The organism is Dyella terrae, from assembly GCF_022394535.1.
GTDB lineage: Bacteria > Pseudomonadota > Gammaproteobacteria > Xanthomonadales > Rhodanobacteraceae > Dyella.
Window position 1 is genome coordinate 1,981,829 of sequence record NZ_CP089414.1, and the last position, 20,655, is coordinate 2,002,483.

Annotated in this window: 22 protein-coding genes and 1 pseudogene; 14 read left to right on the top strand and 9 right to left on the bottom strand. The window is 63.4% G+C overall.

Annotated elements, in window-relative coordinates; all coding sequences use genetic code 11:
• Nucleotides 1-5: 5 nt before the first annotated feature.
• Both rpsF and DYST_RS08375 read right to left on the bottom strand, forming a co-directional pair.
• Nucleotides 6-443, bottom strand: a complete 438-nt coding sequence (gene rpsF / locus DYST_RS08370) for a 30S ribosomal protein S6 (protein WP_102302492.1) — start codon at nucleotides 441-443, stop codon at nucleotides 6-8.
• A gap of 172 nt (nucleotides 444-615) precedes the next feature.
• A complete protein-coding gene (locus DYST_RS08375) occupies nucleotides 616-942 on the bottom strand; it encodes a HesB/IscA family protein (protein WP_102302493.1) in 327 nt (108 codons plus the stop codon).
• Between the two features lie 404 nt (nucleotides 943-1,346).
• On the opposite strand from DYST_RS08375, the gene asnS reads away from it, so the two are divergent.
• The 7 genes from asnS to DYST_RS08410 all read left to right on the top strand — a co-directional run bounded on the left by asnS (nucleotide 1,347) and on the right by DYST_RS08410 (nucleotide 7,438).
• Entirely contained in the window at nucleotides 1,347-2,747 is a 1,401-nt protein-coding gene (gene asnS / locus DYST_RS08380) for an asparagine--tRNA ligase (protein WP_102302494.1), read from the top strand.
• Nucleotides 2,748-2,764: 17 nt separating this feature from the next.
• Nucleotides 2,765-3,643 carry a MalM family protein gene (locus DYST_RS08385; RefSeq protein WP_239951268.1) on the top strand — a complete coding sequence of 293 codons (879 nt, stop codon included), beginning with the start codon at nucleotides 2,765-2,767 and terminating at the stop codon, nucleotides 3,641-3,643.
• A 38-nt stretch (nucleotides 3,644-3,681) separates the two neighbouring features.
• The gene (locus tag DYST_RS08390) at nucleotides 3,682-3,996 is read left to right on the top strand and encodes a hypothetical protein (RefSeq protein ID WP_102302496.1); all 315 of its coding nucleotides are present in this window, start codon (nucleotides 3,682-3,684) and stop codon (nucleotides 3,994-3,996) included.
• 26 nt (nucleotides 3,997-4,022) lie between these two features.
• The gene (locus DYST_RS08395) at nucleotides 4,023-4,811 is read left to right on the top strand and encodes an SDR family oxidoreductase (RefSeq protein WP_239951269.1); all 789 of its coding nucleotides are present in this window, start codon (nucleotides 4,023-4,025) and stop codon (nucleotides 4,809-4,811) included.
• A gap of 80 nt (nucleotides 4,812-4,891) precedes the next feature.
• Nucleotides 4,892-6,343, top strand: coding sequence for an aldehyde dehydrogenase (locus DYST_RS08400; RefSeq protein WP_239951271.1), 1,452 nt, complete (start codon nucleotides 4,892-4,894; stop codon nucleotides 6,341-6,343).
• A 10-nt stretch (nucleotides 6,344-6,353) separates the two neighbouring features.
• Nucleotides 6,354-7,022, top strand: a complete 669-nt coding sequence (gene can / locus DYST_RS08405; RefSeq protein ID WP_102302498.1) for a carbonate dehydratase — start codon at nucleotides 6,354-6,356, stop codon at nucleotides 7,020-7,022.
• Nucleotides 7,019-7,438: a RidA family protein gene (locus DYST_RS08410; RefSeq protein WP_239951272.1), complete on the top strand. Its 420-nt coding sequence runs from the start codon at nucleotides 7,019-7,021 to the stop codon at nucleotides 7,436-7,438. Before can ends, DYST_RS08410 begins: the two co-directional genes overlap by 4 nt.
• Before the next feature lie 69 nt (nucleotides 7,439-7,507).
• Here DYST_RS08410 and DYST_RS08415 read toward each other — a convergent pair whose 3' ends face one another.
• From DYST_RS08415 to DYST_RS08435, 5 genes are all read right to left on the bottom strand, one after another.
• Entirely contained in the window at nucleotides 7,508-7,774 is a 267-nt protein-coding gene (locus DYST_RS08415; RefSeq protein WP_239951273.1) for a hypothetical protein, read from the bottom strand.
• Nucleotides 7,775-7,970: 196 nt separating this feature from the next.
• Nucleotides 7,971-8,753: an N-formylglutamate deformylase gene (gene hutG / locus DYST_RS08420; RefSeq protein WP_239951274.1), complete on the bottom strand. Its 783-nt coding sequence runs from the start codon at nucleotides 8,751-8,753 to the stop codon at nucleotides 7,971-7,973.
• Nucleotides 8,754-8,796: 43 nt separating this feature from the next.
• Nucleotides 8,797-10,143 carry a glutathione-disulfide reductase gene (gene gorA / locus DYST_RS08425; RefSeq protein ID WP_239951275.1) on the bottom strand — a complete coding sequence of 449 codons (1,347 nt, stop codon included), beginning with the start codon at nucleotides 10,141-10,143 and terminating at the stop codon, nucleotides 8,797-8,799.
• Nucleotides 10,144-10,173: 30 nt separating this feature from the next.
• A complete protein-coding gene (locus DYST_RS08430; protein ID WP_239951276.1) occupies nucleotides 10,174-10,779 on the bottom strand; it encodes an NAD(P)/FAD-dependent oxidoreductase in 606 nt (201 codons plus the stop codon).
• A complete protein-coding gene (locus DYST_RS08435) occupies nucleotides 10,776-11,435 on the bottom strand; it encodes an FAD-dependent oxidoreductase (RefSeq protein WP_239951277.1) in 660 nt (219 codons plus the stop codon). The genes DYST_RS08430 and DYST_RS08435 overlap by 4 nt, the downstream gene beginning before the upstream one ends.
• A gap of 45 nt (nucleotides 11,436-11,480) precedes the next feature.
• On the opposite strand from DYST_RS08435, the gene DYST_RS08440 reads away from it, so the two are divergent.
• From DYST_RS08440 to DYST_RS08455, 4 genes and pseudogenes are all read left to right on the top strand, one after another.
• A complete protein-coding gene (locus DYST_RS08440; protein ID WP_239951278.1) occupies nucleotides 11,481-12,830 on the top strand; it encodes a hypothetical protein in 1,350 nt (449 codons plus the stop codon).
• A 96-nt stretch (nucleotides 12,831-12,926) separates the two neighbouring features.
• Nucleotides 12,927-13,499: a C40 family peptidase gene (locus DYST_RS08445; protein ID WP_428993967.1), complete on the top strand. Its 573-nt coding sequence runs from the start codon at nucleotides 12,927-12,929 to the stop codon at nucleotides 13,497-13,499.
• A gap of 225 nt (nucleotides 13,500-13,724) precedes the next feature.
• Nucleotides 13,725-14,184: pseudogene (locus DYST_RS08450) on the top strand (MarR family winged helix-turn-helix transcriptional regulator).
• Between the two features lie 3 nt (nucleotides 14,185-14,187).
• Entirely contained in the window at nucleotides 14,188-14,616 is a 429-nt protein-coding gene (locus DYST_RS08455; protein WP_239951280.1) for an organic hydroperoxide resistance protein, read from the top strand.
• Nucleotides 14,617-15,831: 1,215 nt separating this feature from the next.
• On the opposite strand, the gene DYST_RS08460 is transcribed toward DYST_RS08455, so the two are convergent.
• On the bottom strand, nucleotides 15,832-16,317 hold the full coding sequence (locus tag DYST_RS08460) for an FKBP-type peptidyl-prolyl cis-trans isomerase (protein ID WP_239951282.1): 486 nt from the start codon (nucleotides 16,315-16,317) through the stop codon (nucleotides 15,832-15,834).
• Nucleotides 16,318-16,365: 48 nt separating this feature from the next.
• Nucleotides 16,366-17,610, bottom strand: a complete 1,245-nt coding sequence (locus DYST_RS08465) for an MFS transporter (protein ID WP_239951284.1) — start codon at nucleotides 17,608-17,610, stop codon at nucleotides 16,366-16,368.
• 145 nt (nucleotides 17,611-17,755) lie between these two features.
• Here DYST_RS08465 and DYST_RS08470 point away from each other — a divergent pair, with 145 nt between their 5' ends.
• The 3 genes from DYST_RS08470 (at nucleotide 17,756) to DYST_RS08480 (ending at nucleotide 20,623) form a co-directional block, all read left to right on the top strand.
• Nucleotides 17,756-18,421 (top strand): class I SAM-dependent methyltransferase, encoded by a 666-nt coding sequence (locus DYST_RS08470; RefSeq protein ID WP_239951286.1) that lies wholly within the window; start codon nucleotides 17,756-17,758, stop codon nucleotides 18,419-18,421.
• Nucleotides 18,422-18,553: 132 nt separating this feature from the next.
• Complete coding sequence (locus DYST_RS08475; protein WP_239951288.1) at nucleotides 18,554-19,876, top strand: DEAD/DEAH box helicase; 1,323 nt, start codon at nucleotides 18,554-18,556, stop codon at nucleotides 19,874-19,876.
• A gap of 231 nt (nucleotides 19,877-20,107) precedes the next feature.
• Nucleotides 20,108-20,623, top strand: a complete 516-nt coding sequence (locus DYST_RS08480; protein WP_239951289.1) for a pilin — start codon at nucleotides 20,108-20,110, stop codon at nucleotides 20,621-20,623.
• Nucleotides 20,624-20,655 lie beyond the last annotated feature (32 nt).

The following is a 20,655-nucleotide window of genomic DNA, read 5'->3' on the forward strand; positions in this document are numbered from 1 at the left end:
CCTGATCAGTCGTCGCTGTCGCGATCGTTGTCGCGCTCTTCGCGGTCACGACGAGCCGGACGCTCGTCACCATCGCTGTCGTCATCGCGGCGACGCGAGGACTTGGCGTCATCCTTTTCCTTGGACTTCAGGATGAAGGACTGCTCGGTATCAGCTTCGTCACGGCGAACCACGAGGTGGCGCAGCACGGCGTCGTTGAAGCGGAAGCCCGACTCGAGCTCGTTCAGCGCGTTCTGGCTCACTTCAATGTTGAGCATGACGTAGTGAGCCTTGGCCAGGTTCACGATGGGATACGCCAGCTGGCGGCGGCCCCAGTCTTCCAAGCGGTGGATCTTGCCGCCATCGGTCTCGATCAGCGCCTTGTAGCGCTCGATCATCGCCGGGACCTGCTCGCTCTGGTCAGGGTGGACCAGAAACACGACTTCGTAATGTCGCAGGGACATCGTGTGGTAACTCCTTGTGGATGCGGCCTTTTCGGGCCTGGCAGCCTCCCGCCCTATGCGGTGAGGCAAGGTTCCATCCGCGCCTTTGAGGCATGGACAGAAGCGGAAGTGTAAGGGAATTCAGCCGTTTGGGGCAAGTCGATGACAGCCTCGGCCGCGTTCGCGCCAAATCTCAGCCGACGGTGAAACTCTCACCGCAACCACACTCGCCCGTGGCGTTGGGGTTGTGGAAGACAAAGGCGGCGTTCAGGCCCTGGCGCTGGAAATCGATCACCGTGCCATCGATCAGGGGCAGGCTTTTGCCCTCGACGATCAGCGGCACGCCGTCCACGTTCATGATCTCGTCGCCCTCGCCCAGATCCTGAGCCAGGTCGACCACGTAACCAAAACCTGAGCAGCCGGTCTTCTTCACGCCAAAGCGCACACCTGCGGCACCGGGGGTACCGGCAAGGAAGGAACGCATGCGTTCGCTGGCGGCGGGAGTAATGGTGATGGTCATGGGCGATGCAACTACTGAGGCCTTTCGGCGGTCGGAAAACGGACGCTAGGTGTCGCTAGCTGAACGGAACCTACATTATCATGCACGGGCTGCCCGAACGGATTTCGCAAGGGTGTCACCGTTTCTATTTGCCCGCAGATGCGTGCTGCGCCAGAGAAGGCAGGCTGGTTGCCTGTCGAACTGGTGCAGCGCGGAGCTGGGGGCGAATAGAAACGGCCCGAAGGGTGACTTCCAGAAAGCGCCCAGGCTGTGGGGCGCGACTTGTGCAGGCAGCCAGCCTGAACGGCGCCGCGCCCCACAGCCTGGGCACTTTCTGGAAGTCATGCCACCCTTGCGAAATCCATTCGGTCAGCCCTATTCGACTTACGCGTCCGATATGCGGCGCCCAGCAGGAGTTTCAATCCATGGCGGTGGTTAGCGTCAAGCAGGCTCTTTCCGGTTCGATCGAAGCCGGCAGTGTCGTCACGGTGCGCGGTTGGGTGCGCACGATCCGCGATTCGAAGGGCGGCCTGTCCTTCGTGAATGTGACCGATGGCTCCTGCTTCGATCCGATCCAGGCGGTCGTCACCGACAAAGTGTCGAATTACGAGAACGAGGTGAAGCACCTGACCACCGGTGCCGGCCTGATCGTGACGGGCACGCTGGTGCCGTCACAGGGCAAGGGACAGCGCTTCGAGATCCAGGCCGATACGGTCGAAGTCACCGGCTTCGTGGACGACCCGCTGACCTACCCGATTCAGCCCAAGCCGCACACCATGGAGTTCCTGCGCGAAGTGGCGCACCTGCGTCCGCGCACCAACCTGTTCGGCGCAGTGACCCGTGTGCGCCACACCATGATGACGGCGATCCACCGCTGGCTTACTGAGCAGGGCTTCTTCTGGATCAACACGCCGATCATCACCACGTCCGATGCCGAAGGCGCGGGCGACATGTTCCGCCTGTCCACGCTGGACTTGGCCAACCTGCCCCGCATGCCGGACGGCAAGATCGATTTCCGCAAGGATTTCTTCGGCCGCGAAGCCTTCCTCACCGTGTCCGGTCAGCTCAACCTCGAGGCGTACTGCCTGGCGATGAGCAAGGTGTACACCTTTGGCCCGACCTTCCGCGCGGAGAACTCCAACACCGCCCGCCATCTCGCCGAGTTCTGGATGGTGGAGCCTGAGATCGCCTTCGCCAACCTCAACGACAACGCTGACTGCGCCGAAGGCTTCCTGAAGGCTATCTTCAAGGCCGTACTGGAAGAGCGCGCGGATGACATGGCGTTCTTCGCTGAGCGCGTGTTGCCGGACGCGATCAGCCGTCTGGAAGCTTTTGTCTCCAAACCGTTCGAACGCATCGACTACACCGACGCCATCGAGATCCTCAAGAACTCGGGCCAGAAATTCGAGTTCCCGGTGGCCTGGGGCATCGATCTGCAAACCGAGCACGAGCGCTATCTCGCCGAAAAGCACATCGGCCGCCCGGTGGTAGTGATGAACTATCCCGAGCAGATCAAAGCCTTCTACATGCGCCTGAACGATGACGGCAAAACCGTCGCCGCGATGGACGTGCTGGCGCCGGGCATTGGCGAGATCATCGGCGGCGCGCAGCGCGAAGAGCGCCTCGACTACCTCGACCGCCGCATGACCCAGTTTGGACTCGATCCCGCCACTTATGGCTGGTACCGTGACCTGCGCCGTTACGGCACCGTGCCGCACGCCGGCTTTGGCCTCGGTTTCGAGCGCCTGCTGGTCTACGTGTGTGGCCTGTCCAACATCCGCGATGCCATCCCCTATCCCCGTGCGGCCGGGACGGCTGAATTCTGATCTTCCACGGTTGAGTTATGCGCTATCGACTGATCGTCGCCACTGCCCTTCTCGTGTCCACCATGCTGGTGGGCGGCTGCAGCGTGAAAGCGCTGGTACCGCCCAACCTGCGTCCGCCGGAGAACAACAATTCCGGCCTGGATCAGGCGAAGAAATCCCTGCAGCAGGCCACCCCCTGCTGCAGCACCTTTGCCGATTTCTCCTTCCAGGATTCGCTACCGTGGCGGCCGAAGAAGTTCGAACTGGGTCCGGGCAGCATGGTGGCCAACCTCAATGGCGACCGCAGCTACTTCCTGAGCTTCAGCCTGCCTCGCGAAACGCAGATGCCCTACCGCGTTGCCGTGAAGTCGGAATTGAACGGCCGCTGGCTGCGCGCGAGCTATCTGTTCGCGCCGACCGTTGTGCTACTGGACGACGCCTTCCAGCCGATCGACAGCAAGGACTTGAGCCTGTGCGAGCACATGGGCTGGACGGACGACACCACGGGTGCCTTCGGCAGCGTGGATGTCACCGACAATCGCGCGCGTTACCTGGTGTTGTACAGCTCAGCCAAACAGCAGGCCGGCAATACATACTGGGAGCAGTCACCCGCCGCGTTCTCGGCCGAGGCGCCGGTGAAGATGGCAGCCGCCGGCACGTTCAAAGTGCCGCACGGGCCCGACGGTACGGTGTGGATCGGCATGATGGACAAGGCCTATCAGGACGCCCAGAACAACGCCATCTGCGCCAAGCCTGAGCAGGGCAACGGTGTGCTGAGCACCCTGCGTGATGCGATCCCCCTGCCCGGCATCGGCAGCGACGGTGACAAGAGCAATGCAGCCAAGCCTGCAGCGTCGCCCAGCAGCACAAACAACACGAATTCCTCGCCCGCGACAAACGACTCAGCCAAAGGCTGAGTTCGCATCCGCAGGCCTTCACCAACAACAGGCACGGCATGATTCAGCTTTATCTCTCGCTACTCCTGGCCGGCGCCATCTGTTTCGTACTGCACTTCGGCGCGCAATACCGCGTTGCGTCGCTGCTGCGCAGCCGGCACCCGAACGAGTGGAAGATCATCGCCGAGAGCGACGGCCAGCCCACCAACGCGTTGCGCACGTGGATGCGCCTGCAGTTGGCGCTGCGGTCGCCCGTACTGCCCGCACTGGAAGACGGCTCCGTTACCCGCTGGCGCCAGGTCTGGCGCTACAGTCCGTGGGCCGCATGGCTGTGCTGGTTCGGCGCACTTGCCGTGCAGTACACCGCGCGCTGATCGCACTTTCCTAAGGGGAGACATCGATGCAACTGGATCTGAGCGGACGTCGCGCCCTGGTATGTGGTGCCTCGCAGGGCATTGGCCGCGCCAGCGCCATCGAGCTGGCTGAACTGGGCGCCAGCGTCACCCTTCTCTCGCGTTCCGCGGATACGTTGAAAGCCGTCGCGGAGGCCCTGCCCCGCAAGCACGATCAGCAGCATCGATGGTTTGCCGTGGACATGGCCCAGACGGACAACCTGCGCGACGCGCTGGCGGACATCGTGGCCGACCATCCGGTCGAGATCCTGATCAACAACACGGGCGGTCCGCCGGGTGGTCCTGCCCACACAGCCACCGCCGACGCCTTCGAGACGGCTTTCCGCCAGCACCTGCTGGCTGGTCAGACGTTGGTGCAAGGGTTGCTCCCCGGCATGCGCGCCAGTGGTTACGGCCGCATCGTCAATGTCATCTCTACGTCGGTGAAGGAGCCGATTGCCGGCTTGGGTGTATCCAACACCGTGCGCGCCGCCGTGGCGAGCTGGGCCAAGACCTTGTCCGGCGAGCTGGCCGCCGATGGCATCACCGTCAACAACGTACTGCCCGGCTACACCCGCACCGCGCGCCTGGATGGACTGCTCACCGCACAGGCGCGCAGCAGCGGACGCAGTGAGGAAGACATCGCGCTGGGCATGCTGTCCACGGTACCTGCCCGTCGTTTTGGCGACGCCGCCGAAGTGGCCGCTGTGATCGCCTTCCTATGCACGCCGGCTGCGGCCTACGTGAATGGCGTGAGTATTGCGGTGGATGGCGGCAGGACCCGCTCCCTGAGCTGACGACATCGTTGCGCATCGTCACGCGCCGCATACGCTCGCGTCCGGTGCAATTGAAGACCCCAGGCCTTAAGCTTGCTCAGATGCCTACCTTGCGCCTCGCCAATCTGATCGACGGCCGCCTCCAGGCGCCACGCAACGATCGCTGGCTGGACGTGTTCGAGCCGGCCACCGGCCAGGTCTTCGCACACTGTCCCGACTCCACTTCTGATGACGTCGCCGACGCCGTGGCCGCTGCCCGGCGGGCCGCCCCCGGCTGGGCCGCGACGCCGACCGAGCAGCGTGCCAGTCTCTTGTATCGACTCGCCGATCTGGTCGAGGCGCGTACGGACGAATTCGTCGCGCTGGAGTCGCGCGACAGCGGCAAGCCGTTGGTCCAGGCACGCAATCTCGATATTCCCCGTGCGGTTTCCAATCTACGCTTCTTCGCCGCCGCCATCATGGGCTGGAGCAGCGAATCGCATGCCATGGAAATCGGGGCGATCAATTACACGCTGCGCCAGCCACTCGGCGTGGTTGGCTGCATCAGCCCGTGGAATCTGCCGCTGTATTTGTTTACCTGGAAGATCGCCCCTGCACTGGCTGCCGGCAACACCGTGGTTTCAAAGCCATCGGAAATCACACCGTGCACAGCCGCACTGCTCGGCGAGCTAAGCATCGAGGCAGGCTTCCCGCCCGGTGTGTTCAACATCGTGCAGGGACGCGGCCCCAGCGTGGGGCAGGCCATCGTCGAACACGCTGCGGTAAAGGCGGTGTCGTTCACGGGAAGCACGCGCACCGGTGCACAGATCGCCGCCGTCGCCGCACCACAGTTCAAGAAGGTATCGCTGGAACTGGGCGGCAAGAATCCGGCTATCGTGTTCGAAGACGCGGACCTCAGCGACACCAATCTCGACACCATCGTGCGATCAGGCTTTGCCAACCAAGGTGAGATCTGCCTGTGCGGTTCACGCCTGCTGGTGCAGCGCTCCATCTATGAAACGTTTCGCGAACGCTACCTTGCGCGCGTCAAGGCACTACGCGTCGGCGATCCGAACGAAAACAACAGTGACCTCGGTGCGCTCGTCTCGCGCGAACACTTCGACAAGGTCATGGGCTGCATCGCCACGGCACGCGAAGAAGGCGGGCGCATTCTGTGCGGTGGCGAAGCCATCACGGTGGATGGGCGCTGTGCTAGTGGCTGGTTTGTCGCCCCCACCGTCTTCGACGGCCTGGGCAGCGATGCCGCCACCAACCAGCACGAGATCTTTGGACCCGTGGTGAGCCTGATTCCCTTCGAGGACGAAGCGGAAGCCCTCGCCATCGCCAATGGCACCGGCTACGGGCTCGCTGCATCGGTATGGACGCGTGACCTGTCACGCGCGCATCGTTTCGGCGCCCAATTGGATTTTGGCATCGTGTGGACCAACTGCTGGCTGCTGCGCGATCTGCGCACGCCCTTTGGTGGCACCAAGCAATCCGGCCTCGGTCGCGAAGGCGGCGCGGAAGCGCTGCGCTTCTTCACCGAGCCCAAGAATATTTGCATACGCTACTGAGAATGCTGCCGTGAAAAACCCCCTCCAAAATCTTCTCGACAGCAATCGCGTGTGGTCCGCCACCATGGTCGAACAGGACCCGCGATTCTTCGAACGTCTAGCTCAGCAGCAAGCCCCCAAATATCTGTGGATCGGCTGCTCCGACTCACGCGTGCCGGCCACGCAGATCGTGGACCTGCCGCCGGGCGAGATCTTCGTGCAGCGCAACGTCGCCAACGTCGTGTCGCACACCGATCTCAACTGCCTCAGCACCATTCAGTTCGCCGTCGACGTGCTCAAGGTCGAGCACATTCTGGTAGTCGGCCACTACGGATGCGGCGGCGTGCAAGCGGTGCTGGACGAACGCCGCATGGGCCTGGTCGACAACTGGCTGCGGCACGTGGGCGATGTGGCGCAGAAGCATTCGAAGCTGCTTACCTCGATCGACCTGATGAATCTGCGCAATGCCCGCCTGTGCGAGCTCAATGCGATGGAACAGGCCGTCAACGTCTGCCACACCACCATGGTGATGGACGCGTGGGAGCGCGGTCAGAAACTCTCCGTGCACGCGTGGTGCTACAGCCTGTTCGACGGCCATGTGAACGACATGGGCATGCACGTGAGTTCGCGTGACGAGCTGAGGCCCGCTTACGAGCGCGCGCTCCAGCGCCTGGGAACCATCCCCGAGTTCAACCGATGAGCAACGTCGTCCACACGGATCAAGCGCCAGCGCCGGTAGGCGCCTACCCGCACGCGCGCCGCGTGGGCGACCTGCTGTTCCTTTCCGGCGTGGGCCCGCGCGCACCGGGCAGCAATGCCATTCCAGGGAATGTCTACGACAGCGAAGGCAAACTCGCCGGCTACGACATCGAAGCACAATGCCGGCAAGTGTTCGCAAACGTGCGCGCTGTGCTCGAAGCCAGCGGCGCACGCTGGGAAGACCTGGTGGACATCACCGTGTTCCTTACCGACATGGCGGGCGATTTCCCGGCCTACAACAAGCTCTACGCGGAGCATTTCGCCGGTGTCGACGCGTGCCGCACCACGCTGGGCATCACGGCGCTGCCGACACCGATCGCCATCGAACTGAAGTGCATCGCCTCACTCAAGCCCTGAAACGACCTGGCATGCGCGCAAGAAAAAAGCCCCGACGCTGACGCGCCGGGGCTTTTCTTTGACCGGAACTCAGTGGCTGGCTTCGGTCTGCGGCAGCGTGGACTTAGCCGTGCGCTTGGGGGACTTGCTGCCCTTCGGCTTGGGCTGGCCGTTGTTGTCGGTCTTGCTCTTCTTGTGATGGTGCGCCGGCGCGGCGGCAGGTGTGGCCGAAGCCGGCTTGGCCGCTGCGGGCGCAGCCTGCGGGGCTGCAGGCTGCGGGGCTGCGGTCTGCGCCAGCAGGGAACCGGAAAGAGCCATACCCGCTACGAGCAGGGAAGCGATCGCGAACTTGCGCATGTGATAAGCCTCGACTTGAAGAATCTGTGTTCTGCCGCGGACCCGGCCGGAACCCGGCGACACGAGCGGCGCGACGCCTAAAACATGGCATGTTTCCGCGTTATCCGGAACTGCTCTTTTCTCGCGTCGTTGTCAGATTTTCCCGTTGGCCGTCTTGACATTGCAATCGCCTAACAACGACCGAATGTTTTTGCGATCAGGCGATACATAGCGCCAGCAACCGCGCGATGGTCTCCTGCACGCGCACTGCTCGTTCATCGGCATACGCGAAACTGTCTTCATCCATATAGTTGAGCTGTGACAACTCCAATTGCACCGCCTGCACACCTTCAGCAGGCTGGCCATAGTGGCGCGTGATGTAGCCGCCCTTGAAGCGTCCATTGACCACGAAGCTGTAACGGGACTGGGCCTCCAGCGCTTCCCTGAGTTGTTCCTGCAAGGCGGCGGAACAACTGGTGCCGTCGGCCGTACCCAGGTTGAAGTCCGGCAGTTGCCCTTCGAACAACATGGGTACATGGCTGCGGATGGAATGGCCGTCCCACAACACGACACGGCCGTGCTGCGCGCGCAGGCGCTCAAGTTCTTGCGATAACGCTTCATGGTACGGACGCCAGTAGACGTTTACCCGACGTTGCATTTCTTCGGCGGTGGGTTCATCGCCATCGAGATAAAGCGGTTCGCCATCGAAACCGATCGTGGACACCAGGCCGGTTTCGCGCTTGCCCGGATAAAGCGCTTGCCCATCCGCGGGACGATTGAGGTCGACCACGTAGCGCGATGCCGCCGGGCGGATAACGCTAGCGCCCAAAGCCTTCACGAGCGGTTCGTACAAGCGCCCCACGTGCCAGTCGGTATCGACCGAGCGCTGCGCATTCGGCCGCATGCTCGCGGCGATGTCGTCGGGAATGTGGCTGCCATCGTGCGGCAGGCTGATGAGCAGCGGCACGGTGCCGCGATGAAGCGTGTAGGTAGCGGTCATTGCTCGAGTTTAGCGCGGCCGGCGGTGCCTCGTCCCCGCCGCATCAACTCATCAGCACCAGCTCTTCGGAAGAGCTCGGATGGATGGCGACCGTGGCGTCGAGGTCACGCTTGCGCAGACCCATCTTCATCGCGACGGCGAAACCCTGAAGCATCTCGTCCGCACCGCTGCCGAGCACATGCATGCCGACCACGCGCTCGTCCTCACCTGCGCAAACGATCTTCATAAGGCTCTTGTAGTGTCGCCCGCTGACGGCCCATTGCAGGGGCGTGAAACGTGCCCGATAGACACGCACCTGTTCGCCATGCAGTTCGCGCGCTTCGGATTCAGTGAGTCCCACCATCGCCAACGGGGGCTCGGCAAAGACAACGCTAGGAATGTTGTCGTAATCCAGCCGGCTATCCGGTTGCCCGCCAAACAGACGATCAGCAAGGCGCCGCCCGGCTGCCACGGCGACCGGAGTCAGTTCGGGACGCCCGGTGATGTCGCCCACCGCGAAGATGCCGTCGACGTTGGTGTTCTGCCACGTATCGGTGACGACATACCCGGCTTCATTCACGCGCACACCTGCCGCTTCCAGGTCCAGTCGCTCGCTGTTGGGTATACGGCCGACTGCCCACAGCACAGCGTCATAGGTGCCGCAGGGACCATGCACGGCGTCGTCGATCACGATGGCCTCGCCTTCGCGATGCAGACCCGTCACCTCGACTTGGCGGGTCACCCTGATCCCCGCCTCGCCCATGTGCTGCTCCAGCGCGTCCACCAATTCGATATCGAAGTCCGTGAGCATCCGGCGACGCACGTGCAGCGACACCTCGCTACCCAATGCATTGAACAGGCCCGCGAACTCGATAGCGATGTAGCCGCCGCCGATCACGGCAATGCGCTTGGGCAATGAGCGAAGTGCAAAGATGTCGTCCGACACCATGCCGAGATCGAAGCCGGGTAGGTCCAGCCTGCGTGGGCGGCCACCCGTGGCGATCACAATCCGCGAAGAATGCAGCTCTTCGCCGCCGGAGGTGGCGATGATATCGGCGGACACAAAACGTCCCGTCTCCGCGAATACCTGGATGCCCGCCGCCGCCAGGTTCGCCGCATATCGCTGGCGAATGCCATCGATGTAGTGCTGACGCAACTGACGGAAGTGTTCCCAGTCGAGCGGACCCGGCGATGATGCGAAACCGTAGTCGAGTGCGAGTCGTTGTTCCTGCGCCAACTGCCCTGCGTACCACAGCGCCTTCTTCGGCACGCAGCCGACGTTGACGCATGTTCCACCCAGCGCACCCGGTTCAAGCAAGGCCACACGGGCACCGTGGCGCGCCGCTCGAATAGCCGTGGCCAAACCGCCGGAGCCACCGCCAAGTACGATCAGGTCAAAGGTTTCCGCCATGCTGTTCTCCTGAGCCTGTGGACGCCAAGATCACACCCCGAACCTAGAGGGCGCGTAAGGGGTCGGATCCAGCGACGGCGCACCGCCACGCAGCATCGACGCCACCAGCTCACCCGTGGCCGCCGACATGCTGACCCCGAGCATGCCATGCGCGGTGGCCAAGGTGAGATTGGACCAGCGCGAACTCGGCCCGATGATGGGTACTTCATCCACGCTCATCGGCCGCCAGCCCCACCACTCTTCCTGCACCACGGGACCTTCAGAGACATGCAGCCCCTGGGCCGCGCCTCGACGCAAAGCATCCAGACGCGTGCGATTGAGGCCTTCCGCATAACCAGAGAACTCCATGGTGCTACCCAACCGGAATCCCGTCTCCCAGGTCGTTACGCACACGGCGGCTTCGCGCAACACCAACGCATGGCGCGGCGCCAATGCGGGCCTCGAATAGGTGATCGAATAACCCTTGCCCGGCTGCATTGGCAGGCGCAGACCCAACTGGTTCGCCAACAGTGGCGACCACGCACCGAGCGCCATCACGACACGGTCGCCACGGAACACACCGCGCGTGGTGCGGACATGATCGATACGATCCTGCTGCGTGCCGAATTGGTCGATGCGCGCCCCCGATTCGATCACCCCCCCCCCATGGCCTGCACGCGATCCGCAAGTTCGGCGGCGTAGCGGTCCGGCCGCAGGCGTGCGTCGCCGGGATGGAACAGGCCACCGACGACACCCGGTTTCAGCGCAGGCTCCCGGGCCTCCACATCGTCGCCATGCCATCGCTCAACGGCGATGCCGAGGCGATCGAGCACGTCGGCATGGTGTCGTTGGTCGGCATGTAAGGCCTTGTCGGTGCGATAGACATACAGCTCGCCTTCTTCACCGAATTCGCAATCGAAGCGCTCGTTGCGCACGAGCTCCGCGAGCAACCGACGCGAGTGCTGCAGGATGGCCGAACGCGCGTGCGCCGCGTGTTCGAAGTCGCGCCAATTGCAGTGGCGGGCAAAACCGAGCAGCCAGCGGAAACGCGGTCCATCGAAACGTGGATTGAGGTAAAGCGGTGCATCCGCCCTGAGCATCGAGCGCAGTGCAACGCCGAGCGTGCCCGGCATGGCCAGGGGTGGGGCGTGGCTAGGGGTGATCGTTCCACAATTGCCGTGCGAACTTCCGCAGCCCGGGTTACCCTGCTCCAAAATCCGCACGGTAGCCCCGGACTTCAGCAGGAAGTAAGCGCAGGCCAGGCCGATAACGCCGCCGCCAAGAATCAACACATCGCTGCGTGAAGCATCCATCTGGTTATTGTAGCGTTCCGCCCCTAACCCCGAGGGTTCAGCGCGATGGGTAAGTCAGAAGTGAAGTCCGGCAGGATGATGTACAAGTGGCGTGCCCTACTGACTTTGGCGATGGCCACGGTTGCGTGTGCGGCGGCGTCCGCGCAGCAGTCCGCCACGTCGGCGCAGACCGCACCTACCCCGGAGACGCCGATCCGGGCATCCAGCGCCATAACGGTAAAGCGCGACTTGTTCGAAGAGTCGGCTCATCTAAAGAACGATCTGGCGCGCTATTCGTACCTGCGCGAGGTCATGCCGCAACTCACCAAGGACGATCGACTGATCGACCAGCAGTTGCTTGCCACCGTCGAGGACGAGCTTGGCCTGTATGACGAGGCCATGTTGGACTTCCCGTTCGACAACCGCGTACAGACACCCGTCCCACTACCGTCGCCGGGTGACTGGGCGGCCGCTGACGCGGCGACAGAGATCGCCAAGCTCGCCACTGACCGCCGCATCGTGATGGTCAACGAGGCACATCACGACGCGCACACTCGCGAGCTTACGCTGGCCTTGCTACCGAAGCTGCGCGCGGAAGGCTTCACCTATTTCGCTGCCGAAGCGTTGGTCAATAGCGATACCGACCTGATGAAGCGCGGCTACCCCATTGCCAGTAGCGGCAGCGAATACCTGCATGAACCTCTCTACGGCCAGATCATCCGCGAAGCGATCCGCCTGGGCTTCAAGGTGGTGGCTTATGAATCCGATGCCGATGCGTTGTCTGACCGCGAAGCTGGTCAGGCAAAGTTGCTCTATCGCGAGGTCTTCAAGAACGACCCCAACGCCCGCCTGTTCGTGCACGCCGGCTATGCACACATCGACAAAGCGGTGGGCAATCTGGGCAAGACCATCAAACCCATGGCAATGCAGCTCAAGCAGCTGACGGGTTTCGACCCGCTGTCGGTCGACCAGACGCGTTGGCGCGACATTGGGCCCATGCCCAAGAAGGACCTGTACAACCAGTTGATTGCAGCCTTCCCGGTCGACAAGCCGTCGGTGTTGCTCAGCCGGCAGAGCGGCAGCGTGTGGGCGTCCGACCCGGACCGTCATGACGTCGACGTGATTCTCCCGCCCTCCGGACACCAGCGCCGGCCACACTGGCTGGCACTGGGTGGTGCACGGGAAACGCGGGTGATTTCGAGCGACATCTGCCAACGACAGCTTCCCTGCGTCGTGGAAGCCCGATTCGCCAAAGAGAGCGACGACGCCACTCCTGCAGACCGTTATGTTTTTACCGCCAACGACACCATGAATTCACTTTACCTGTGGCCGGGCGAGTACAAGATCACCAGCCGTGACCGCGACGATCGCAAGGTCGGCGAACACAACCTCACGGTAGGCGCACCCGGCTCATGACAGCCGGAGACCCTACTTAGTGTGATCACTCACAACTTTCCTCCAACTCATTGATTTGATAACCTCGGGCTCGTCTCAAGCAAAGGGGATTACGAGATGCGCCCGGAGTTTGCCGTTCTAACCAACCGCCGGTTGGTTTCCTGGCGCATGGCCCGCACCACCCTGCTCGCCTCCGCCGTGCTCCTATTGGCCGCCTGCGCCAGCAACAGTCGGCGTCCGGAACCGACCTACAAAGACTCGCGTTCTTCATTGGCCAACCTGCCGGCCCGCGCTCCCACCGGTGCGGCAGGTACCGCCAATGACGTGCTGTTTCGCGCCATTGCCCTGGTAGGCACTCCTTATCGCTGGGGCGGAAACACGCCTGACGGCGGTTTCGATTGCAGCGGCTTGGTCGACTACATCTACCGCAATGCAGCCGGGCTGACCCTGCCCCACAGCTCCCGCGAGATGTCCCAGCTGACCGGGCCGCGGGTCGGCCAGATGACCGACCTGGTCAGTGGTGACCTGGTCTTCTTCGGCGGCTCCGGCGGCATCAGCCACGTGGGCGTTTACGTCGGCAAGGGCCGTTTTGTTCACGCCCCCAACAGCGGCGGCACCGTGCGGCTGGACGATATCGACGGCCCGTATTGGAAAGACCACTTCGCCTTCGGCAAACGCCTGCTGGACTGACGGGGCGCCTCACGACCTTTCCTGCTGTGTAGAAGCGCGCTTGCGCCTGGTCCGCCGGCCCCAGCGGCGACGGTAGCGACATGGACTGACGCTTCACCGACCCGAGCGCATCCTCCGACCCTTTCTGGCTCCGAGTACCCCACGGTCGCGCCTTAGGCTCTGCCTATGGCATCGATTGAAAAATTGAATTGTACACAATTTAATTTTGCACTTAGGATTTATCCCATGAACCGGAAGCCCACACCCAATCACCTCCTGCTCGACCAGCAACTCTGCTTTGCCCTGTATGCCGCGTCCCGCTCAGTCACGAGTCTATACCGCCCGCTGCTGGACCCGCTGGGACTGACCTATCCGCAATACCTGGTGATGCTGGTGTTGTGGGAGCAGGACGGCCTGACAGTGCGGGAGTTGGGCCAACGCCTCCAACTCGACTCGGGCACGCTTACCCCCCCTGCTCAAACGCCTGCAGACAGCTGGACTGGTCAGCCGGCAACGCCGCAAGGAAGACGAACGCGAAGTGGACATCCGCCTCACCGACACCGGCCTCGCCCTACGCGAACAGGCCAGTGGGATTCCCGAATGCCTCGCACAGTGCATGCAGCTGTCACTCGACCAGATGCAGAGCCTGCGCGATGAACTAAAGCGACTCACCCGACAGATCCAACTCTCCCAACGCGAGGACTGAACCATGAACATCAGCAAGATTCTCTATACCGCCACCGCCACCGTGCACGGCGGCCGCGAAGGCCACGCCAAGAGCGACGACGGCGTCCTCGACCTGCAGTTGGTCGTGCCGAAGGGCCTGGGTGGCCCGGGCGGCCACGGCAGCAACCCGGAACAGCTGTTTGCCGCCGGTTACGCGGCCTGTTTCGAAGGCGCAGTGCGTTTCGTAGCCCGCCAGAAGGGCGTGACGTTGAAGGATGCTTCGGTCACAGCGCACGTGGGCATCGGCCCGCGCGAGCCGACCGGCTTTGGTATCGCGGTGAAGTTGGAAGTGAGCTTGCCGGGTGTTGATCGCGCTGAGGCGCAGGAGCTGGTGGATACGGCGCATCGCGACATCTGCCCGTATTCGCATGCGACGCGCGGTAATGTGGATGTGGACATCACGCTCGTCTGAGCGGGTTTCCCTTGATGTAAGCGATGGCGGCGCCTTAAGGGGCGCCGTTATTGTTTGTGGTGGCGTTCGTTCCGGCTTTGATTGTCGTCATGGTGCATTCGGGTTGAGCGACGCTAAAGCGCGCAGAACTCGCTGGCTCTACTCCCTCTCCCCTTGGGGGGAGAGGGTTGGGGTGAGGGGTGAGGGTTGGTGCTCGCCGCACCGTTTCATCTTTGCCGTCATCCCGGCGCAGGCCGGGATCCAGTGACTTTGCGCTAGGTTGTCGCGTGGTGGCGACCTGGCTCGCCTGCGGCGGGCTTTCGACCTCCTACCGGAGGCCGAGTCACTTTTCTTTGCTTGCCGAAGAAAAGTAACCCAAAGAAAGGGCACCCCCACTTGGCGCTGGCCGATGAAGCCGGCCAGTTCGTGAGGGGCGGCCGGGCTTTTCGACGGGGCTCCTGCCCCGGCGAAAAGGGATCGGCGTCCTGCCGATCCCCCTGCGGGCCTTCTCGTCCACCCCTCACCGCCGCACAGGGGGCCCGAGGGTCAAAGGCGAAAGCGGACGGCTCGCGCAGCTTTGCTGCACATCGCATCGCGGCAGGTCGCATTGCTCCTGCTCTAGCGCAGAAAGCCAAGGCAGATGAACGATGCCGTTACGTGGCGAGTTCTCCACACCGGTCGGGAAGCGTAGCGAAGCCTGCTTTAAGTCCTCTCCGCATCGGCGCGTTGCGAAGCGCTTCGAACTACCCGCTGTGTCCCACGGGACTAGCTTCGCGTCGTATAGGCGAAGGTTGCCAAGCAACAACCTGCCTCAAGCGCTCGGGCTTTTCCCTGCAGAATGCTGCGGGCGTTGGCCTGTCAGGCCATTTCTTTGGGCCAACAAAGAAAAGTGACTCGAGCGTCCCACGGGACTAGCTTCGCGTCGTCGGCAGACGATCGAAACGCCCGCTGCGTAAGCGGCCAGACGCAGTAGCGCACGAGGCGACAGCCGACCACTGACGACACTGGATCCCGGCCCTTGCCCCTTTTGTGGGGTACGCAGGGATGGCGGCTTAGAAGAAACGATGAGGCTAGATTGACCCCTCACCCCAACCCTCTCCCCAAAGGGGCGAGGGAGAAAGAAGGAGCCGAGCTCCCCTGCCCCCTCTACCAACCTCCAACAAAAAAGCCGCCCCTGACGGAGCGGCTTCACGAGCCTAACCCCTCTCCCCAAAGGAGAGAGGGGGAAAAGGGCTATCAGTGCGCCTCAGCACCCGGCGGATGCGCATGACCATGCGCAATCTCTTCCTCGGTACCGTCACGCACTTCATTAATGGTCACATCGAAGTTCAGCGTCTTGCCCGACATCGGGTGGTTCAAGTCCACATCGACCGTGCTCATGCCCACCTTCTGCACCACCACCACGCGGTGGCCGCCTTCCTTCAGCGCCAGCACGGTAGTCATACCCGGCTTGAGCTTGGCAGCCTGCTGGAAGTACTTCTTCGGCACGCGCTGGGTCATGCCTTCCTGGCGCTCGCCGTAGCCTTCGGCCGCCGCCACTTCGACCTGCAGATTCTCGCCTGCTTCGTGGCCTTCCAGTGCCTTTTCCAGGCCCGGAATCAGCTGGCCATAGCCGAGCAGAATCCACAGCGGTTCGTTGCGGTCGAGGGAGCTCTCGACCTTTTCACCGTCCACCGTCAGCGTGTAGTGGAGCGAGATGACCTTGTCCTTGCCAGCCTTCATTGCATGTCTCGTGATGGATCAAACCCCCAATGCTACCAGCCTGCCCGGCTACTCGCCCGTGTCGGGCCGGGTCTGCCCGAAGCGTACGCCCCGCGCCTCCGGCCCTACCCAGGCCAGGAAAGCCAGCAGCAGGGCCACGGCGGCGATCCAGGCAGACATAGCGAACGCCAGATTCCCGCCTCGCCAGTTCGCGATCCAGTGCTGTGCGTTGGCCGTGACCGCCGCCAGCAGGTTGCCGGTCTGGTAGGCGAAGCCCGGTAGCGTCCCGCGCATGCCCTCAGGCGACAGCTCATTGAGGTGCGTTGGCACCACGCCCCACGCGCCCTGCACCATCACCTGAATCAGGAAGGCACCCAGGGCCAGCGCTGGCAGCGAAGCGCCATACATCCACAACGGAATCACCGGTATCGCGAGCAGCGCGGCGAGGATGATGGCCCGCCGACGCCCGATACGCTCAGACAGCGCGCCGAAGAACAGCCCGCCCACCAGTGCGCCGAGATTGAGCATGGCCACCAGCATGAAGGCCGCCCCCGAGCCGGTCGGCAAGTGCAGGCTTTCCTCTTCGAAGGTGTGGTACAGATCCTGCGAGCCGTGGCTGAACATGTTGAACGCCGCCATCAACACCATGAGGTAGATGGCGAGCTTCCAATGGCCCCGCATGGATTCGAGCAGCCCCTTCTTGTCCTGCGCCGCACGCTCCTGCTGCCACACCTCGGACTCGGGCACGGAGCGGCGGATGTACAGCACCAGCAACGCCGGCGCCGCACCGACCACGAACAGGCCACGCCAGCCGATGTGATCCACCAACAGCCAGTTCACCAAGGCCGCCAGGAAAAAACCGACGGGATAGCCGCTTTGCAGCAGACCCGACACAACACCACGTGCCTTGGCGGGAATGGACTCCATCGCCAGCGATGCACCGATGCCCCATTCGCCACCCATGGCGACGCCGAATAGGAACCGGAGCACCAGCAACATGGTGAGCGAGGCGGAAAACGCGGTGGCTAGCTCGAATATGGAAAACAGGATCACGTCGAGCATCAGGATCGGGCGTCGCCCAAAACGATCGGCCAGCCGTCCGAACAACAACGCACCCAGCGGTCGCGCCGCCAGCGTGAGGAACAGCCCGGTGATCACATGCCCCTGGTCGGAATGAAACTCCTTCGCCACCGCCACGATGACGAAAGTAAGCAGAAAGTAGTCGAAGGCATCTAGCGTCCAGCCGAGAAAGCTGGCCAGCACGGTATGACGCTGGGTGGTGGTGAGCTCCCGAAGGGGCGCAAGTGGCGACATGGGCTACTCCATCGTGAAGCGGGCGACGAAGGCGCCAAGCGAACCATCACCGCCGCCACAGCGCAAGGCCGACCATCGCAGGGTGTGGCACCCAACAGAAAAGACATGCTGGCCTTCACATCGCGCAACCACGGCGTGGGCTCACATGTCCTGCATGGACGCCGCCCTCTACCGCATCGCCAACTCCTACGACCACTGGCTTCAGCGCCGCTATGTCAAGAGCAAGCTGGCAGCGGATCCCGCGTATGCAGCCACGGCGGCCCTGGTCATGGGTCGGCCAATGCCGTTGCTCGACATCGGTTGCGGCATTGGGCTACTCGGCCAGTACTTGCATACGCACGGAGCGGTCACGCGCTACCTGGGCGTGGACAGCGACCTACGCAAGATCGAGGCAGGCAACCGCGCCCTGCACCTCTCCGGGCTGGGCAACGCCCTGCATTTAGCCCACGCTGACGGCACGGCGCGGCAACCCATACGCGGCCACGTCGCCCTGCTCGACGTGTTGCACTACCTGCCGCAGGAAGGTCAACGCGCCTTGCTCGACAACGCTGTGGCCCACCTCGCCCCCGGCGGCCTACTGGTGATCCGCAACGTGCTTCGCGAACGCAGCTTGCGCTACGCCATGACGCGCATCTCCGAGTTCTTTCTGCGCACCAGTGGCTGGATGCGGGTCGGTGCACAGCACTATCCCAGCGAAGAGGAATTGCGCACCCCGTTGGAGGCAGCAGGGTTAGCGGTGAGCGTCCGTTCACTGCACGGAAAAACGCCCTTTGACTGCTACCTGCTGGTGGCGGAGCGGGCGCCACGCTGAACCGCCGATAGACGGGCCAAGCAGGCTGCCGGCATTTACGCTATACTTCGCGGTCACGACCCTCGCGTCGTCCCTCCCCCTTGAATAATGCAACACGGTTCTTGAACGCTCCGGGTTGCTCTGGAGCTTCCCATGTCGTTTGAATCGTTGGGCCTTGAGCCCGCGTTGTTGCGTGCGCTTGCCGAACAGGGCTACGCCAACCCCACTCCCATTCAGGCTGCCGCTATTCCGGTGGTACTGGAAGGCGGAGACCTGCTTGCCGCCGCCCAGACCGGCACCGGCAAGACGGCCGCCTTCTCGCTGCCGTTGCTGCACCGCCTGTCGAAAACAGCGCCCGCCGGCACACGCCGTCCGCGCGCCCTCATACTCACGCCGACGCGTGAACTCGCCGCCCAGGTGCATGACAACCTGCGTGACTACGGCAAGCACCTGCGCATCAGCAGCACCACCATCTTCGGTGGCGTGAGCATGGGCCCGCAGGTGCAGGCACTGCGTCGCGGTGTGGACATCATCATCGCCACGCCTGGCCGCCTTATCGACCACATGCAGCAGCGCTCCGTGGATCTCTCCGGCATCGACGTGCTGGTGCTGGACGAAGCCGACCGCATGCTCGACATGGGCTTCCTGCCGGCCCTCAAGCGCATCCTCGCGGCGGTGCCGAAGCATCGCCAGACGCTGTTGTTCTCGGCCACCTTCGCGCCACCGATCAAAGCGCTCGCCATGCAGTTCATGCACCAGCCGCGCGAAGTATCGGTAACGCCCCCGAACACCGTGGCCAACACCGTCACGCACCATGTGCACCCGGTGGACGCAGCCAAGAAGCGCGACCTGCTGCTGCACGTGCTCTCGCAGGACAGCCGTCGCCAGACGCTGGTGTTCAGCCGCACCAAGCACGGCGCCGACAAGCTGGTGACGTTCCTGAGTGCCGCCGGCATGCGTGCCGCCGCCATCCATGGCAACAAGAGCCAGAACGCCCGCACGCGCGCCCTGAGCGACTTCAAGACCGGCCGCGTCACCGTGCTGGTGGCGACCGATATCGCGGCACGTGGCATCGACATCGATCAGCTGCCCATCGTGATCAACTTCGACCTGCCGATGGTCGCGGAAGACTACGTGCACCGCATTGGCCGCACCGGCCGTGCCGGTGCCGAGGGCAAGGCCGTGTCGCTGGTGAGCCACGATGAATCGGGCTTGCTGCGTGACATCCGCAAGCTGCTCAAGCAGGACATCGCCTTCAGCGACGTGCCGGGCTTCGAGCCGTCGCACCCGCTGCGTACCGACGCCGCCGCACCGCGTCCAGTGCAGGGCCAGCGCCAACCCCAGCAGCGCCAGGGGCGCCCGCAGGGTTCGCATCGCCCGCATGGTCATCACGGTGGTCACAGCCAAGGCGGTGATCGTCCGGCCGAAGGCAATCGCAAGCGCCAGCGTCGCGGCCGTCCGGCTGCAAAGGCCTAACTGCCCTTTGTCGCGCTGGCGTCACTCAAGACGCCAGCGCATTGTCCACGCTTCAGGTTCTGGTCACTCGTTTTCGCCACTGTAAGGCCCCGCGTTAATCCTGGGTCTACGCAACTGTGCGAATGTGTGCCGTGAGTTCATGCCGGCGAGCCGGCAACGTTTCGCTTTGACAAGTCGCGCGCCAAGCCGGAAGCGCTTGTCCAAGCATCGTCGTAGCCACGGAGAATCGAGATGCGCAGCGAAAAGTCCGTCCCCCTCATGATCGGCCTGGCCGTGCTCGCCGTGCTTGCGGTAATCGCTGCCATTGCGATTCCTGCCTCGCGCAATCACCGGATTTCCGAGCGCCTGGGTGAAGCGCTCAAGGCTGGCGAAGCGGCCAAGCTCGTCGTTATGGAAGCCACTACGGTGCGCGGCGGCCTCAACCGGCTCCAGCCTAGCGACCTCAGCTTCAACGCCACCTCGTCGCTCAATGCTTATACCGCAAAGATCGACATCTCCGAGAGCGGGCGCATCACCATCACAACGAAGGACACAGGGGCCGCACCCGACCCGGTCTTCCTGCTGACGCCGCTGGACAATTCAGCTGCTGGCGGTAGCGCACCACTGACCTGGAGTTGCGACATCATTGCTGGCAACAGCCAGTGGATGCCAGCCGCCTGCACCCGTCCCACCGTGCAAGCAGCGGCTCCGGCCATACCGGCCCCCGCCACTTCCGCGCCCGCCACGACACCGGCCACGAAGAGCTGAGCCCAACCCGCAACCATCTGGCTTTCGATCCG